This window comes from Mycobacteriales bacterium, from assembly GCA_035550055.1.
Classification (GTDB): domain Bacteria; phylum Actinomycetota; class Actinomycetes; order JAFAQI01; family JAFAQI01; genus DASZTV01.
Genome location: DASZRO010000108.1, coordinates 1 through 15,982, shown reverse-complemented (window position 1 = coordinate 15,982; position 15,982 = coordinate 1). Strand labels below are relative to the sequence as shown.

14 protein-coding genes are annotated in these 15,982 nt (G+C 70.4%); 3 read left to right on the top strand and 11 right to left on the bottom strand.

Going from position 1 to position 15,982, the window contains the following annotated elements; genetic code table 11:
* Genes VG899_15650 through VG899_15640 form a run of 3 tightly spaced genes read right to left on the bottom strand, consistent with a single transcriptional unit; the run spans position 1 to position 1,912 of the window.
* Positions 1 to 336, bottom strand: coding sequence for a DUF6285 domain-containing protein (locus VG899_15650; protein HWA67796.1), 336 nt, complete (start codon positions 334 to 336; stop codon positions 1 to 3).
* Entirely contained in the window at positions 333 to 1,319 is a 987-nt protein-coding gene (locus VG899_15645) for a phosphotransferase family protein (GenBank protein ID HWA67795.1), read from the bottom strand. The genes VG899_15650 and VG899_15645 overlap by 4 nt, the downstream gene beginning before the upstream one ends.
* Before the next feature lie 5 nt (positions 1,320 to 1,324).
* Complete coding sequence (locus VG899_15640; GenBank protein ID HWA67794.1) at positions 1,325 to 1,912, bottom strand: helix-turn-helix domain-containing protein; 588 nt, start codon at positions 1,910 to 1,912, stop codon at positions 1,325 to 1,327.
* A 184-nt stretch (positions 1,913 to 2,096) separates the two neighbouring features.
* Between VG899_15640 and VG899_15635 the strand changes: the two genes are divergently transcribed.
* Both VG899_15635 and VG899_15630 read left to right on the top strand, forming a co-directional pair.
* On the top strand, positions 2,097 to 3,578 hold the full coding sequence (locus VG899_15635; GenBank protein ID HWA67793.1) for an MFS transporter: 1,482 nt from the start codon (positions 2,097 to 2,099) through the stop codon (positions 3,576 to 3,578).
* Between the two features lie 118 nt (positions 3,579 to 3,696).
* Entirely contained in the window at positions 3,697 to 4,698 is a 1,002-nt protein-coding gene (locus tag VG899_15630) for a hypothetical protein (protein ID HWA67792.1), read from the top strand.
* Here the strand turns inward: VG899_15630 and VG899_15625 are convergent.
* Both VG899_15625 and VG899_15620 read right to left on the bottom strand, forming a co-directional pair.
* A complete protein-coding gene (locus VG899_15625) occupies positions 4,695 to 5,561 on the bottom strand; it encodes an acyl-CoA thioesterase domain-containing protein (GenBank protein ID HWA67791.1) in 867 nt (288 codons plus the stop codon). The two genes, VG899_15630 and VG899_15625, sit on opposite strands and share 4 nt — an antisense overlap.
* A gap of 26 nt (positions 5,562 to 5,587) precedes the next feature.
* The gene (locus VG899_15620; protein HWA67790.1) at positions 5,588 to 7,831 is read right to left on the bottom strand and encodes a glycosyltransferase; all 2,244 of its coding nucleotides are present in this window, start codon (positions 7,829 to 7,831) and stop codon (positions 5,588 to 5,590) included.
* Between the two features lie 216 nt (positions 7,832 to 8,047).
* Here VG899_15620 and VG899_15615 point away from each other — a divergent pair, with 216 nt between their 5' ends.
* Positions 8,048 to 9,553: an ABC transporter substrate-binding protein gene (locus VG899_15615; protein ID HWA67789.1), complete on the top strand. Its 1,506-nt coding sequence runs from the start codon at positions 8,048 to 8,050 to the stop codon at positions 9,551 to 9,553.
* 48 nt (positions 9,554 to 9,601) lie between these two features.
* Here the strand turns inward: VG899_15615 and VG899_15610 are convergent, their stop codons facing one another.
* The 6 genes from VG899_15610 to VG899_15585 all read right to left on the bottom strand — a co-directional run.
* Positions 9,602 to 10,867, bottom strand: coding sequence for a cytochrome P450 (locus VG899_15610; protein HWA67788.1), 1,266 nt, complete (start codon positions 10,865 to 10,867; stop codon positions 9,602 to 9,604).
* A 29-nt stretch (positions 10,868 to 10,896) separates the two neighbouring features.
* The gene (locus VG899_15605) at positions 10,897 to 11,637 is read right to left on the bottom strand and encodes an ABC transporter ATP-binding protein (GenBank protein HWA67787.1); all 741 of its coding nucleotides are present in this window, start codon (positions 11,635 to 11,637) and stop codon (positions 10,897 to 10,899) included.
* Entirely contained in the window at positions 11,634 to 12,191 is a 558-nt protein-coding gene (locus VG899_15600) for a hypothetical protein (GenBank protein HWA67786.1), read from the bottom strand. Before VG899_15600 ends, VG899_15605 begins: the two co-directional genes overlap by 4 nt.
* The gene (locus tag VG899_15595; protein HWA67785.1) at positions 12,188 to 13,360 is read right to left on the bottom strand and encodes a choice-of-anchor P family protein; all 1,173 of its coding nucleotides are present in this window, start codon (positions 13,358 to 13,360) and stop codon (positions 12,188 to 12,190) included. Before VG899_15595 ends, VG899_15600 begins: the two co-directional genes overlap by 4 nt.
* 143 nt (positions 13,361 to 13,503) lie before the next feature.
* Positions 13,504 to 14,250, bottom strand: coding sequence for an ABC transporter ATP-binding protein (locus VG899_15590; GenBank protein HWA67784.1), 747 nt, complete (start codon positions 14,248 to 14,250; stop codon positions 13,504 to 13,506).
* A partial coding sequence (locus VG899_15585) for an ABC transporter permease (GenBank protein ID HWA67783.1) occupies positions 14,237 to 15,982 on the bottom strand: 1,746 nt, incomplete at its 5' end. The genes VG899_15585 and VG899_15590, both read right to left, overlap by 14 nt.

Genomic DNA, 15,982 nt, shown 5'->3' with positions numbered 1-15,982 from the left:
TTATCGAAGATGTTTCGGGTTGGCGATCTTGACCGCCGCCTCCACCGACGGGCGCAGCGTCGCGATGACCTCTGCGATGCGGTCGTCCATCTCGCCGCCGCGAATCGCGGCGACCAGAGCAGCGTCGTCCGCGACGCCCAGTGACGCGAGCCGTTCCTGGTGCGCCGCGGCACCCGCCGGGCCGTCGATCAGCTCGCGGCGCAGGATCGCCATCACGTTCGCCGCGACCAGCGTCTGGAACTTCAGCCTGCCGTCGAGGGCCGGCAGCAGCTCATCGCGAAGGAACTCCTCGACCGCTTCGGCGAGCTGGGCAGCCGTCGGGAAGGCCTCGGTCACGTCGTCAGCTCCTCGAGCAGCTCCAGGCAGTCGTACTCCTGCTCGACCAGGCGGCGCCCGACCGCCGCCAGCTCGACGGAGCGCTGGCCGCCGACGAGGTGACGGTTGGCCTGCACGATGCAGATCACGCCCCACTTGACCGTGCCCAGCAGCTCCCACCACCGCAGCACGTCCAGGTCGACCCGCTGCCCGCTGGTCGCCTCGTACCCGGCCAGCAGATCGTCGTACTCCCCGAAGCCGCCGACCGGCCCGTCGCCGCCGAAGCGCCAGGCGCGGGTGCACAGCCAGCCGAGGTCCTCGATCGGGTCACCGAGATGGATCAGCTCCCAGTCGAGGACGGCGCGCAGGCCGTCGGGACCGACGACCAGGTTGCCGTTGCGGAAGTCGCCGTGCACGACCGTACGGCGGGTCGACACCGGCCGGTTCAGCTCGAGCCAGCGCAGCGCCAGCTCCAACATCGGGCTGGCCACCTTCGACTCGTCGAGCAGCGCACGCAGCCCGTCGAGGGCGTAGGAGTCCGCCACCGGCGGTAGGGCGGCGGGATCCATGCCGTGCAACCGGCCGAGGACCTCGCCGCACTGGCGGGCAAGCCGCGGACGTACCTCGGCGAACGTGTCGTCGCGCACGATCTTGCGGCCGATCGTCTCGCCGTCGACGCGGCTCATCACGATGCCGGACCCGCCGAGTGGCTCCTTGTCGGCGGTGGCGAAGAGCACCTGCGGGCTGGGTACGCCGACCCGGGCAGCCTCGCGCATCGCGGCGGCCTCGAGCATCATCGTCGGGCCGATGGCGTCACTGATCGCGGCCGGCGCCCGGCGCAGGATCAGCGGCTCGACGCCGCCGTCGTGGATGGCGTCGAACGACCACGACTCCCGGCTCGCCCCGCCGGAGAGCCGGCGTACCTCCTGGACCTCGACCGAGGTGACCCCGAGTGAGTCGGCGACCACCGCTGCCAGCGCCGCCGCAAGAGAGCCCGGATCCATCCGCGCTAGGCGCCGTAGCGCAGGCCGTCCATCAGCAGGCCGGACACCCGGCACGCCTGGTCCTGCCAGCCTGGTACGTCGGACATCATGCACACGCCGGACAGCGCGCGGAGCACGTCCATGTAGTCGGCGTCCGCGCGGATCGAGCCGGCGGCGCGAGCGGCGTCGACAAGCCGCTTCATCGCCGACTCCATGCGGTCGTGGCTGTAGGCGAAGATCTCGGCGTCGTGCGACACGACCGACTTCAGGTGCATCGCGAGGCCCTTCTTGCCCGCGACGTAGCGCACGAAGCGCGACATCCACTCCGCGAGCGCCTGGTCGGCGGGAAGGGCGGCCAACAGCTCGTCGGCCTGGGCGGCGATGTCGTCGACGTTGCGGCGGAAAACCGCTTCCAGCAACGCGTCGCGGTTGGGAAAGTGGCGGTAGAGCGTGCCGATCCCGACGCCGGCGGTGCGGGCGATCTCCTCGAGTGAGGTGTCGATGCCGTCGCGGGCGAACGCGTCAGCGGCGACCTCGACGAGCTTGTCGCGGTTACGCCGGGCATCTGCGCGCAATGCGCGGGGCGCTTCGGCCGCCACGTCCTGCGTCGTCACCTTTCTCGCCCTTTCCGCGGTTGTGCCGTAGGTCACAGGAATAACCGCTTGCTAACCGGAGGTAGCCTCCGATAGCGTAACGGAAGCAGCCTCCGCTTATGTCACAAGCGTAAGTCGAGAGCAAACATTCCGCAACGCGCACGACGCAGACACGTAAAGCAAGAGACCTAGCAAGGGAACCACCATGACCACAGACCACGACCGGCGTTGGCTGGCACTCGTCGTCATCGGCATCGCTCAGCTGATGATCATCCTCGACTCCTCCATCGTGAACATCGCGTTGCCGGATGCGCAGCACGCTCTTCACATCACGAACGCCGACCGCCAGTGGGCGATCACGGCGTACACGCTGACCTTCGGCGGCCTGCTCCCGCTCGGCGGCCGGGTCGGCGACTACCTCGGCCGCAAGCGCATCTTCCTGATGTCGCTGTTCGGCTTCGCCGGAGCCTCCTCCCTCGGCGGCGCGGCGCAGTCCGGCGCCTGGCTGTTCTCGGCGCGGGCGATCCAGGGCGTGTTCGCGGCGCTGCTGGCGCCGGCGGTCCTGTCCCTGATCACGACCACCTTCACCGAGGCGAAGGAACGCGCGAAGGCGTTCGCGGTGTACGGCGCGATCTCCGGTACGGGCGGTGCGCTCGGCCTGATCGCCGGTGGCGCCCTGACGCAGTACCTCTCGTGGCGCTGGACGCTGCTGGTCAACACCCCGATCGCCATCGCGGTGGCGTTCGCGGCCGTCCCGTTGCTGTCGGAGAGCCGTGCCGAAGGCGACCGTCGCTTCGACATCCCCGGGACCCTCTCGGTCACCGGCGGGCTCGCGCTGCTCGTCTACGGGTTCACTGAGGCGTCGATCCACGGCTGGTCGGCTCCGCGCACCATCACGCTGCTGGTCGTCGCGGGCCTCGTCCTGGCGCAGTTCATCTTCTGGGAGACGCGCGCGGCCAACCCGATCCTGCCGTTGCGGATCGTGTTGCACCGCAACCGTGGCGGGTCCTACCTCGCGTTCCTGCTGGCGACGCTCGGGATGTTCAGCTCGTTCCTGTTCCTGAGCTACTACTTCCAGGGCGTGCTGGGCTACAGCCCGCTGAAGGCCGGGGTCGCGTTCCTGCCCTTCCCGCTGGGGGTCATCACCTCCTCGACGATCGCGTCGAAGACGCTGCCCCGGTTCGGCCCTCGCGCTCTTGCGATCACCGGCTTCTCGCTGGCGACGCTCGGGATGTTGTGGCTGACCCAGCTGCCTCCGCACTCTGCCTACATCGCGCACGTCGTGCCGTCGGAGTTGCTGATCAGCCTGGGCATGGGCCAGGTCTTCGTGCCGCTGTCCTCGACCGCGCTGCTCGGCGTCCCGAACCATGACGCCGGCGCGGCGAGCGCGCTGGTCAACACGATGCAGCAGATCGGTGGGTCGCTCGGCATCGCGTTGCTCAACACGATTGCGACCAGCGCGTCCGCGTCGTACGCCACCTCGCACCACGTCCTGCCCAACGTCCCTGCGGCGGCGGTGCACGGGTACACCACGGCGTTCGCGGTCTCGGTCGGGATCATGCTGGTGGCCCTGGTCGCCGTGGCCAGCCTGATCCGGCGCCCGCAAGCTCCGGCCGGCGGCGCTGGCGCAACCGACGGCGCGGCGGGCGAAGGGCTCCCGCTGGAGCCGGTCGTGATCGGCGCCTGACCACTCCCGCCACATCAGTAACGACCCGGCCCGTCCACCGTCTCGGTGGGCGGGCCGCGTCGTCGCTGGCCGCAGGCCCGAGCCGGTTACGGAGGTCGCGGCGGGGTAGATCGTCGCCGTGTCCGGCCTCGGATCCGTCGCGCCTGACGTCTACCGGCGCGCGCGCACCGTCGCCGACGAGATCCTCTACGACCAGGGCCGGCGGGTCGGCATATTGCTACCTCGCGACTGGTCGGCGCACAACCTGCCGCTCGACACGGGGGTCGACGGCACGACGGAGTCCTGGTTCGCGCGTACCGAGGTCGTCGCCGAGTGCGCACCGGGTGCCACCCTGGCGATCCGGCTGCGGTTCCTTCAGCCGCAGCGGCGCACCGTCGAGCGCTACCTCGACGGCACCGGCTTCGTCCCGACCTCGCGTCTCGACGTCGACGGCTGGACGGTCGCCACCGCCGAGGAGTCCATCCGCCACGAGCGCGACCTCACCGTCGACCTCGACGAGGTACGCCGGGCCCCGGTCGAGGCGCGGTTCGAGGCCGTCGGCGTCACCGAGCTCGAGGTTGCCCGCGATGCCACCGGCGCGGTCCGCGGCCGGATCCGTCGTACCTGCAAGCCGTTACAGCTACGCGTGCAGGTTGCGGCGACCGACGCCGGGCTCGTCGTGCCGATGGTGCGGCTGCGCGTGGTCGTCGAGAACGTCACGGACGGCGTGCCGGCCGACGCCCCGCCCGTCGTTGCCGCGGCTCACTCGACGGTGGGGACGCACTGCCTGCTGGCGTTGAGCGACGGCGGCTTCGTCTCGCTGTTGGATCCGCCGGCGTGGGCGATCGACGCCGTCAGGGAGTGCACCAACATCCACGCGTTCCCGGTGCTCGCGGGCGACGGCGGACGCGAGGACCTCGTGGTGTCCGCGCCGGTGTTGTTGCCCGACCATCCGCACGGCGCGCCGGGGACGTACGGCGACGAGCTCGACGCGGCCGGCAGCGCACCGAGCCAGGCCAAGCCGTTGCCGACTCCGCTGACGTCGGCGACCTATCCGATCGGTCCGAGCCCGGCGACCGTCGCACCCGTCGCATCCGCCGCGAGTGCCCAATGGGTGGTCTTGCGCAAGGCGTCGCGCTAGTCGCTGAGGCGGACGAGCGCCTCCTGCCCGATCGTCATCGCGTGTGTCCCGTCCGCGGTGTGCAACGACCCGACGCCGAGCCCGCGGGAGCCGGCGTTCGACCGCGAGGACACGTCGAAGAGCAGCCACTGGTCCGCGCGAATCCTGCGGTGGAACCACAGCGCGTGGTCGAGGCTGGCGCCCATCCCGTGGGCGTCCCATCGGCCGAGCGCGCTGCGCACCGCGCCGACCACGCCCATGTCGGAGATGTAGGTGAGGACCGCGGCGTGCAGGTGCGGGTCGTCGGAAGCGATCGGCGATCGGGGCCGCAGCCACATCACCCGCCGTGGCTTCGGGCTGTCCCGGATGTGGGAGTACTCGGGGATCTCGACGCGCTGGAACGGCGCGTCGGTCTCCCACTGGTAGCGGCCTTCGCCTTTTGAGGCCAGCAGCTCGTCGGCCGGCCGCACGTCCTCCGCGATCGGCGTCGCGAACTCCCCGCCCCCTTCGTCGCGGTGGAAGGACGCGGTGAGGGTGAAGATCGCCTCACCGTCCTGCTGGGCCACCACCGTCCTGGTGGTGAACGACTTGCCGTCGCGGATCCGGTCGACGCGCAGCACGGTGTGAGCGTTGTCCTTGCCGGGGCGCAGGAAGTACCCGTGCAGCGAGTGCGGGTAGTGGTCCGGGTTGACCGTCGCGCTCGCGGCTCGCAACGAATGTGCCGCGACCTGACCGCCGAACAGTGTGTCCCGCGGGCCCTTGTGTTCGCGAGGCGGGTTCCAGGCCCGGAAGATGTCGCGGTCGACCTGTTCGAGCTCGAGTACGTCGAGGAACCGGCGTACCGAATCCGCGCCGCCGGGCGTCACCTCGTCGACTACCGTCACGTGCAGCAACCTAGCCGGGCCCGGGTTCAGCTGGCGGCGGCGATCCCGGAGTCGGTCGGTGTCGGGCTGTTCGATGCGGTCGGACTCGCCGACGCGGTCCTCGACGGGGTCGGAATCGCGGATGGGCTGGGCGAGCTCGACGAGGTCGGACTTGCGCTCGGGCTCGCCGACGGTGACGGGCTCGCGCTCGGTGAGCTCGACGGAGCGGCCGAGGGACTGTTCGACGCTTTGCGCGGGTGTGCGTAGTCCGCCTGGTGGCCTTGCGCCGGGCCGACCAGCTGCGGCGTCAGGACCGGCACCTTGCTCGGGCTCAGCAGCGCCGCGACCACCGCCGCGGTGACGCCGGCGAGCACCAGCCCGCCGGCGGCCATCGTCACGTGCCGCGCGCCGTAGCGCTGGCTCTCGCTGCGGCGACGGGCGCGCAGGTCCGCGGGCAGCGCGCCGCGTTGGGCGGCCAGGCTGTTCAGTGGCGCGGCGGCGTAGGCAATGGTCGGCCACAGCAGCAGTGCCGCCGTCAGCCAGCCGCCGCGGCCGCTCGCACGAGCGAGCGCGCCCGCGATGCCGGCCAGGCCCATCACCGCCAACGCGGTCTCGCCGAGGTTGCCGCGGATCGCGTCCCACCAGTGCGCGTCCTCCGCGGTCTTCGGCGTACGCAGGAACTCGGCTTCCTTCGCGAATAACGCCTGCACCGATGCCCGGGCCACCACGAGGCCGGTCGACTGCCAGATCATGAACGCGCCGAGCGCATCGCGCCAGCCCGCGCCGGTCCCGCGCCGCAACAGCGCGACCGCGCGGACGAGGCCGAGCAGGAACAGTGCCGGGATGGCCGCGACGAGGAAGCCGGTGAGCTTGCGGAACAGCAGGCCGCCGCCTTCCCCGACGTTGGCGGCGCCCACCAGCAGGAACAGGTAGAACAGCAACGCCACCAGGTCGCCGTACCACTGCAACGCGCCCGACAGGTACGCCCAGCGCTGGCCGGTGGTGAGCTGGTTGTCCTCCGTACGCGGTCCCGGCATCATCAGCCGCCAGTTGCGCCGCAGGATCTGGATGCCGCCGAAGCACCACCGGAAGCGCTGACCCTTGAGCGCTTCGAATGTCAACGGCATGACGCCGACACCGAACGAGCGGTCGACGTGCAGGCCGGACCAGCCGTGGACCATGAGGCGCAGCGACAGCTCGGCGTCCTCGGTGATGCACCACTCGTCCCAGCCGCCGACCTGCTCGATCGCCTGCCGGCGGATCAACCCCATCGTGCCGGCGAAGATCGCGCCGTCGCGCTCGTTGCGCGAGGGCTGGGAGACGGCGAAGAAATACTTGTAGGAGTAGTACAGCCGCCGGTAGAACGGCGCCTGCTCCCAGTCGCGATAGTCCTGCGGCGCCTGGATGAACCCGACGTTCGGGTCCGCGAACAGCGGCGCGCACCGCCGTAAGAAGTCCGGCTCGAGCTGGTAGTCGGCGTCGATGACGCCGATCAGCTCGGTGCGCGGGTCGATCATCTCGCGCAGCGCGTAGTTGAGGGCTCCCGACTTGTAGCCCGGCCAGTCGGAGAGGTGGACGAACTTCACGTCGTGCACGAAGCACCACGACTCGACGGGCTTCCACAACGCCTCGTCGGTGGTGTTGTCGTCGAGCACGATGATCTCGTAGTGCGGGTAGTCGAGCGCGATCAACGACTGCAGCGTGTCGATGACCATCTCCGGGGGCTCGTTGTACGCCGGCACGTGCAGGCTGACGAAGGGCAGTGCGTCGACGGTCGGCAGCTCACTCGTCGGTACGCCGCTGCGGATGCGGCGTACCCACGCCTCGCGGCCGAGCGCGTCGCACAGCTCCCACATGTAGGCACCGGCGAGGAACGCCGCGAACAGCTCGAGCAGCCACAGGATGATCCCGCCGGTGGTGCCGGCAGCGCCGAGCCGACTGACGAACGTCCACCAGATCATGAAGACGAGGTAGGTCCCGAACAGGTAGGTCGTGGCCGACCAGCACAAGTGGGCCCGGGCGCTCCAGCGGCGGGTGAACGGCAGCCACGCGAGGCTGACCGCCACGATGGCGATCGCGGCGGCGATGAGGTTGTGCCGGGTCGTGCCGAGCGCGTCCAGCAGACCGTCGACGACGCCGGCCAGCACGACGCTGCTGAGGACCGCCAGGACCAGGCGCCGCGCCCACGGCCAGGCGCCGAGCCCGCCGCCGCGGATCGGCGGCTGGATGAACAGCGCGAAGGTCGCCAGCGGGGCGGCAAACAGCCCCGCGAGTAGCAGGGCCGAGAGCACGTCGCCTCCAGGTCGTGGGCCGCCGGAGGCGGCATTGGTCGTGGGCCGCCGGAGGCGGCGTTGTCGTTGCCGGAGGTCTGCCCCGATTGGCGCACTTGGATGCGGCTCGGTGACGATCTCGTCACCGCGGTGACCGGCGGCGTCACCACAAAACTTGCATGCGGCTATGCATGTAAGTGGTGACAAATCGGCCGTCGGGCCGTACGTTCACCCGTGATGCGACGTACCAACTCAGTCCTTGCCGCGATGCTCGCGACGGCTCTGCTCGCCGCGTGCGGAACCCAGGTCGACTCCGCCACCCGCCGCCAGCTCGAGGCGCAACAGCTCGAGCAGACCGGCGGCACGGTCGACACCGCTCCGGTCACCGGCGGTGTGGCTCCCACCACGCCGGTCACGGTGCCGAGCGAGGGCGGCGTCGTACCTCCCGTGACGACGGGCACCGGTGGCGCCACCAGCGGGCAGACTGGTACGACGACGACCGGCTCGGGCAAGACCACCGGGGGCAAGAGCGGCGGCACGACGACCACCACGTCGTCGACCGGCCTCCCGCCCGGCGTCGGCGCGCCGGCTCCTGCCGGTGGCAACGGCGGGTCGACCGACGTGGGAGTCACCGCCAACCAGATCCTGCTCGGCAACGTCAGCGACCTGTCCGGACCGCAGCCGGGGCTGTTCCAGAGCGCGGTCAACGGCACCAACGCCTACATCGCCTACATCAACTCACTCGGCGGCATATACGGCCGCCAGCTCAAGATCGACGTCGCCGACTCGCAGACGTCGTGCGAGGGGGACCGCAACGGCATCGACGAGGAGATCGGCAAGGTCTTCGCGTTCGCCGGTTCCGCGTCGCTCAACGACCAGTGCGGCGCGACGGTTCTGGCCACTCACAAGACCGTGCCGGACGCCCACCTCGCGGTGACGCCGCAGGCAAACGCGTTGCCGAACAACTACAGCGTGACCCCGATCGGCACCAAGGTCAGCAACGGGCCGTTCGACTGGGTGACGAAGCGGTTCGGTCACGACGTCGTCCAGCACACCGGCTTCCTCTACGCCAACCTGCCGGCGGTCAACAACGTCGCCTCGCTGTCGATCCACAGCGCGGAGACCGTCGGCTGGAAGTTCGTCGTGCACTCGTCGGTGTCGCCGACGTCGACCGACTTCACCGCGCAGATCATCCAGATGCGCCAGGCCGGGGTGAAGCTGTTCTACACGCTGTTCGACGCCCAGGAGCTCGCGGAGTTCGTGCGCAACGCGAACCAGCAGAACTTCCACCCGCTGATCTTCGCCCCGCTCGCCTACGACCAGACGTTCTTCACCGACCTCGGCAACGCCTCGTTGGCCAACGGCATCTACGGCTTCAACGGCGAGACGATGTTCTTCAGTGCGGGCGACATCGCGAACATCCCGGCGACCGCGCTGTTCCACAAGTGGTACTCCGCCGTCACGGGCAACGGCGCGGCGGACTCCTTCGCGGCTGACGCCTGGGCGGAGACCGAGCTGCTGGTGGACGCGATCGCCTCGGTCGGGCCGGACCTGACCCGCCAGAAGGTGCTCGCCGCCCTGTCGAAGGTGCACTCGTTCGACGCGAACGGGTTCTTCGCGCCGTCCGACCCGGCCGCCAAGAAGGCCGGCAACTGCTTCGTACCGTGGGTGATCAAGGACGGTCAGTACGTCCGCACCGGAGTCGCCCCGACGAAGTACCTCTGCCAGGGCACGCCCGAGTAACCCGCCCTTCGAAGGGACGAGGAGAAGCGGCCGGGCCGCGATTTGTCGTCAGTCGATGCTGACGGTCATCCGCTTGATGCCGTTCACGAACGAGCTGCGCAGCCGGTCGGGCTCGCCGACCACCTTCAGCTCGGGCATCAGGTCGAACATCGCGCGGAACGCGACCGCGATCTCCCGGCGTGCCAGGTTCGCGCCGAGGCAGAAGTGCGGACCGCGCGCGCCGAAGCCGACGTGCGGGTTCGGCGAGCGCGTGATGTCGAAGGCCTCGCCGTTGGTGAACACCGACTCGTCGCGGTTGGCGGAGTTGTAGAACAGGATGAACTTCGACCCTTCCGCGAAGTCCTGACCGCCGACGGTCACGTCGCGGGTCGCGGTACGCCGCATCCACGTCACCGGCGATGCGTAGCGCACGATCTCCTCGACCGCCGTCTTGCTCAGCGACTCGTCCGCCATCCACGCGGCGCGCTGGTCCGGGTTGCGGTCGAGGGCGTACACCCCGTGGCTGATCGCGGTCCGCGTCGTCTCGTTGCCGGCGACGCAGAGCAGGATGAAGAACGACGCGATCTCCTGGAACGTCAGCGACTCGCCGTCGACCTCCGCGTTGACCAGCGCTGAGACCAGGTCGTCCTTCGGTGCCGCCTTGCGTTCCTCGGCGAGCTCGGTCATCAGGCCCGACAGTGCGATGCCGGCGTTGAGCGCGAGCGTCAGCCCCTCTTCCGGCGTCGTGACGAAGTCGGGGTCGCCCCCGGAGAGGATGACGTTGCTCTGCTCGAGCACCATCTTCTCCTCCGACTCCGGGATGCCCATCATCCGGCAGATGATCCGCAGCGGCAGCGGGGCCGCCACCTCGCTGACCAGGTCGAACTCGCCGCCGTTGGCCTGCGCCGTCGTGCGTGCGGTCGCGAGGATCTCGCGGCACAGCACGTCGACGTCGTTGACGACGTCGTCGAGCATCTTCGGGGTGAACGCCGAGGACACGATGCGACGGATCTTCGCGTGCCGCGGGTTGTCCATCGAGATCATCGAGCCGTAGAACTCCTGCATCTCCATCGGCAGGTCGAGGATCGAGACCGCCCCCTGGCCGCTGCAGAACAGCTCAGGGGTCGCGCTGATGTGCTCGACGTCGGCGTGCCGGGTCACCGCGTAGTAGCCCGGCCCGGCCGGGAAGCCCGGCATCTCCGGCTCCTCGAAGTACGCGATCGGCGCCTCGGCACGCAGCCGCGCGAACGCGGCGTACCGCTCCTCCTGAGACGTGCTCCAGAACGCCTCGTCGGAGAGGTTGATGCCGAGATCTGCGCCGGCGGTGACGGTCATGGTGGTCCTCCGTTGATCCTGCTGACGAGTCAGCTGACGAGCTCTGGGGTGGCGCCGAGGTAGGCGTTCTGTACGACGGGGTCGGCTCTCACTTCGGCAGGCGTTCCGGCACCGATGATCCGGCCGAAGTCGAGGACGTGCAGGTAGTCGCAGACGTGCATGACCAGGTCAACGTCGTGCTCGACCAGCAGCACCGCGACCCCGGACCCGGCGAGCTCGCGCAGCAGCCTGCCGAACTCTTCGGTCTCACTCGGCGACAGTCCCGACGACGGCTCGTCGAGCAGCAGCACCTTGGGCTGCACCGCCAGCGCCCGCGCCACCTCGACCAGGCGGGCCACACCGGTCGGCACGGCGTCCGCGGCGGCGTGGGCGTACGACGAGGCGCCGACCCGCTCGAGCATCTCGTCGGCGACCCGCCCCGCCGGCCGGCCGTCGCGGTTGAACCCGCGACCCAGCTCGGCGGCGGTGAGCACGTTGTCGCGGACCGACAGTGAGCCGAACACCTCCAACCGCTGGAACGTGCGCGCGATGCCGGCCCGCGCCCGCCGCGCCGCGGACCACTTGGTGATGTCGGTGCCGTCGAGGCGCACCCGCCCCTGCGTCGGCTGCTGAAGACCGCTGATGACGTTGAACAGCGTCGTCTTGCCCGCACCGTTGGGGCCGATCAGGCCGGTGACCGCCTCGGCCGGGACGCTGAGGGTGACGTCGCTGACCGCGACCAGTCCACCGAAGCGGACGGTCACGTCGGCGACCTCGAGCAGCTCGTTCACGAGCGGGTCGACGCCCGTCGTTGCGCGGGAGGCGTCGGCCGGCAGATGCCGCAGAGCGCCAGCCCGGCGTACGACTTCGGCTTGGTCACCTCGAGGCCGCGGGTCGCGACGCAGTCCGCGCGGTGCAACATCGTGCCGTCCGGCGTGACGACGAGCTGGTCGCCGCCGCGCCCGGTGGGACGGGCGGCGGCGCGCTGGCCGGCCGCGATGTCGGTCAGCAGCTGCTCGACGCGCAGCTGGTGCTCGCGTTCCTGGCGGGCGGTCTCCTCGGTGCTGCGGACCAGGCGCGTCATCCAGTACGAGAAGAACATCGCCGTACCGACGCCGAGCAGCCCGAGGCCGAGCAGACCACCGGAGATCAGGTACGGCGTCTGCTCCCAGTCCAGCGAGGTCTGCGCGCTGCCGTACCAGCCGAGCAGGATCAGCCCGATCCCGAGCGGCAACAGCGCACTGCCGAGGATCAGCAGCCACGAGTCCGACCACCTGATCCGGCTCGGCCGCAGCCCCGACACCGCGTCGCGGAGCTCGGCGAGGTTCGACTGCTGCTCGCTCATTCGTTGTCCTCACAGCCGGAGTTGGCGGGGGCGTCCAGGAAGCGACCGGCGATTCTCGGTAGCGCGAGTGCACCGAGCAGCGTGGCCGCGATCACCCCGAAGATCATCCAGCCGGTCGGGCCACCGGCGAGATCGTCGGCGGCGTTGGCCGCGGGGCTGGCGACCGTCGGTGGCTGGCCGCCGCCCGTGCCGACCGTGGTCTCGTCTCCCGGGGGCAGGCTGACCGAGCCGCCGCCCGGCGGCGCGGACCCCGCGGTCGCCGACGGCGGGCTGGTGGTCGCGGTTGCCGGCGGGCTCACCGCGCCCGGCGCGAAGGACGCGGTCGCGCCGACCTGCGCGGCGGCGCGGCCGAGAGTCAGCGTGTACGTCGTGGTGCCGCTGCCGGGGTGATAGGTCAGCAACAGAGCGCCGGCGTCGTACGACGCGGACGGGCCGGAGTGGGTGAACAGCGTCGGTGTGAACGTCGTCGACAGGTGCAGCGTCTTCAGCGTCTTCGACAGCAGCGAGGTGATGGCAGACGTCGGGATGACCGACTTCGCCAGGTGGATGCCGCTCTTGTCGATCGTGACCGGGATGCCGGCGATCGAGACGTCGGCGACCGTGGTCGCGGCGTGGCCGTGGGAGGTCTTGCCGTTGCTCGTCACGACCGCGCGCGAGGTCAGCGCACCGATCTTGATCAGGCCGCCGGCGAGGTTGATGCCGGCCAGCGTGCTGTCGGCGACCGCGCGGATCGTGTTGGGCCCGACGAGCCGGGCCGAGCTCGATCCGGTGAACACCCCGAGCGAACCGAGCGGCGCCAGCCCGAGCTCGGTCTTCGACGACGCGGTCACCAGGGTGTGGGAGGCGCTGGACTCCATCACGGTTCCGGGGATCGTCTTGTTCACCGCGTGACGGGTGCCGGTGCTGTGCGTCTCGGCCTTCACCGGGTCGTTGAGAAGCGTGACGATCGACGGCGCGGTCGGGTCGAGGACCTGCACCGCCGTACCGGCGTTGCCGCCGATGTCGCCGGGCCACGCGATCGACGCGAGCCCGGCGCCGACGCCGCCCGTGGTCAGCGAGGAGTTGGCCTGCGGGATGTCGAGCGACACCCCCATGTAGATCCCGCTGATGCCGATCCCCGGCGCGTTTGCGAGCGCCGTGTAGCTCAGCAGGTCAGACCCGACCGGCACGTGCGAGTGGGTGTCACGAGCCGCGACACCCAGAGCGGCGGAAGGCGTGAGCAACGCCAGCGCCAAAACCGCCCCGCCGAGCCCAACCTTCTTGGTCTTTCGACCCCCCTTGAAAGACCAACAACGTTGGGCTCGACGCAGCCTCATGCGGACTCTCCCAGGTAGGTCTCGTCGAGCCGGTCCGCGACGTCGGCGGGCTGGCCGACCCGGATGACCCGGCCGGCGGCCATGAGTACGGCGTAGTCGGCGATCGCGAGTGCGGTGTGGGCGAACTGCTCGACGAGCAGGACGGTGACGCCGCTGTCGCGGACCTTGGCGACCAGCTCGTAGAGGTCGGCGACGATCTTCGGCGCGAGGCCCATCGAGATCTCGTCGAGCAGCAGCAGCTTGGGCGACGTCGCGAGCGCGCGGGCCATCGCCAGCATCTGCTGCTCGCCGCCGGACATGGTCCCGGCGACCTGCTTGCGGCGCTCGGCCAGGCGCGGAAACTGCTCGTAGGCGAGCTCGGCCACGTCGTGCGCCGACCGGTCGCCGACGTAGGTCACCAGCCGCAGGTTCTCCGCGACGGTCAGCCGCGGGAAGATGCCGCGGCCCTCGGGGATCAGGCAGACGCCGGCGCGCGCGAGGGCGGCGGGACTCGCCCCGTTGATGTGTACGCCGGCGACGTGCAGGTGGCCACGGGTCGGCCGGATCCGCCCGCTCGCCACCCCGAGCGTCGTGGTCTTGCCGGCCCCGTTGGCACCGAGCAGCGCGACGATGCTGCCCGCCGGTACGACGAGGTCGACGTCGTGCAGCACCGTGATCCGCCCGTAGCCGGCGCGGATGCCGCGCAGCTCCAGCGCCGCAGCGGGGGCCGGGCCGACGTGAGTCGAAAGGTCAGCGGCTGGCACCGGCGAGCTCCTTTCGCTCCACGACGGCCGCAAGCGCGAGGCGGGGCCGACGGTCCAATGCTCGTCCGAGCTCGCCCGCGATGCCAGTCGGGAAGCGGCCGATGAACAGCGACGCGACCCCGGTCACGAGGAACGCCAGGCCGCCGAGCGACGGCACGTGCTGCTGCACCACCGGCAGGACCGCGGTGACGACGCCGGCGATCAGCGCACCGGTGATCGTCTTCACGCCGCCGACCCGCAGCAGCAGGTAGAGCACGGCGCTCTGTAGCGTCGCGAAGTCGCCGGTGCTGATGATCTGCGCGCCGAGTCCGCCGAACAGCGCTCCGGCCAGACCGGCGAGCCCGGACGACACCGCGAACACCACGAGCTTGAGGCGGGTGATCCGCAGCCCGATGGTCGCGCAGGCGGCGGGTGAGTCGTCGAGCGCGGCGAGCTGTCGCCCGTAGCGGCCGCGGCGTACCGCGAGCAGCCCGACCCCGACCGCCAGGAACACCGCGCTGCAGAAGACGAAGTAGCCGCGGTCCGAGCCCAGATGCAGACCCGGGATCGAGAGCCGGTGTACGTCGAGGCTGCCGCCGGAACCGAAGTGCTGGCCGAAGAACGCGATGTCCATGATCTCGCCGAACGCAAACGTGGCGAGCGCGAGGAACAGGCCACGCAGCCGCAGTGTCGGCAGCGCGACGAGGGCACCGACTGCGGCGCTGACCACGATGGCGAGCAGCAGGCCGAGCACAGTGTGCGATCCCGCCTTGGACATCATGTACGCGCCGACGCCGGCGAAGGTCAGCACACACAGCGAGGTCTGGCCGCCGTACCCGGAGAGCAGGACGAGGGACGCCGCGATCAGCGCCATCACGACCGCGAGCGAGGCGGTCTCGAGGTTGCTGTCGCTCAGCGTGCGGGAGAGCACGATCGCGACCACCAGACCCATCGCCGCCACCACGACCGACTGCACGAACGTCGGGATGGACGGCAGTCGCCGCGCGGCGGTCACACCGGCGCGCAGCGGGTCGGGTCGCAGGAAGATCAGCACCGCGAACAGCAGCAGCATCGGCATGCCTTGCTGCAGCGTGATCTCGGTCGACTGGTGGTTGTCCAGGTGCAGTTGCGGCGCGTACCCGATCGCGTAGGAGATCGCGAGGCCGAGCGCGAGCGCGCCGACCGTGGCGCGCGGCAGGCTGCGCAGCCGGCCGATCATCGCGGCGGCGTAGCCGTTCACGACGAGCAGCGTCATGTTGAGGATGTTCATCTGGATCAACGGCACGAGCAGTACGCCGGCCAGCGCCGCCAGCACCGAGCTCAGCGCCCAGGCGACCTGCTGGACCTTGGCCGGCTCCTCGCCGTACAGCGCGAGCAGGTCCGGGTTGTCGACAGCGGCTCGCATCGCCATGCCGAGCCGGGTGTGCGTGAACAGCAGCCGCAGCCCGATCGCGATCGCGATCGCCGTGACCACGACGACGATCTGCGTCGCGCTGATGGTGAGCATCCCGAGGGTGACCGTGCCCTCGCCCGCCCAGCGCGGCAGGAAGCGGGGAGTCTTCGTCGGCCACACCGCGTTGGCGAAGCCGATGAGCACGAGCAGCAGCGCCAGCGTGATCGCGAGCGTCTGGTCCGCCGGCTGGCCGGCGGTCCGGCGGAACAGCGCCTCGGTGAGGAGGCCGAAGGCAGGGGCGAGCACGAGCAGCACGAGCGCCAGCGCGAGCCACACCGGCACGCCCCAGCCCCGCCACAG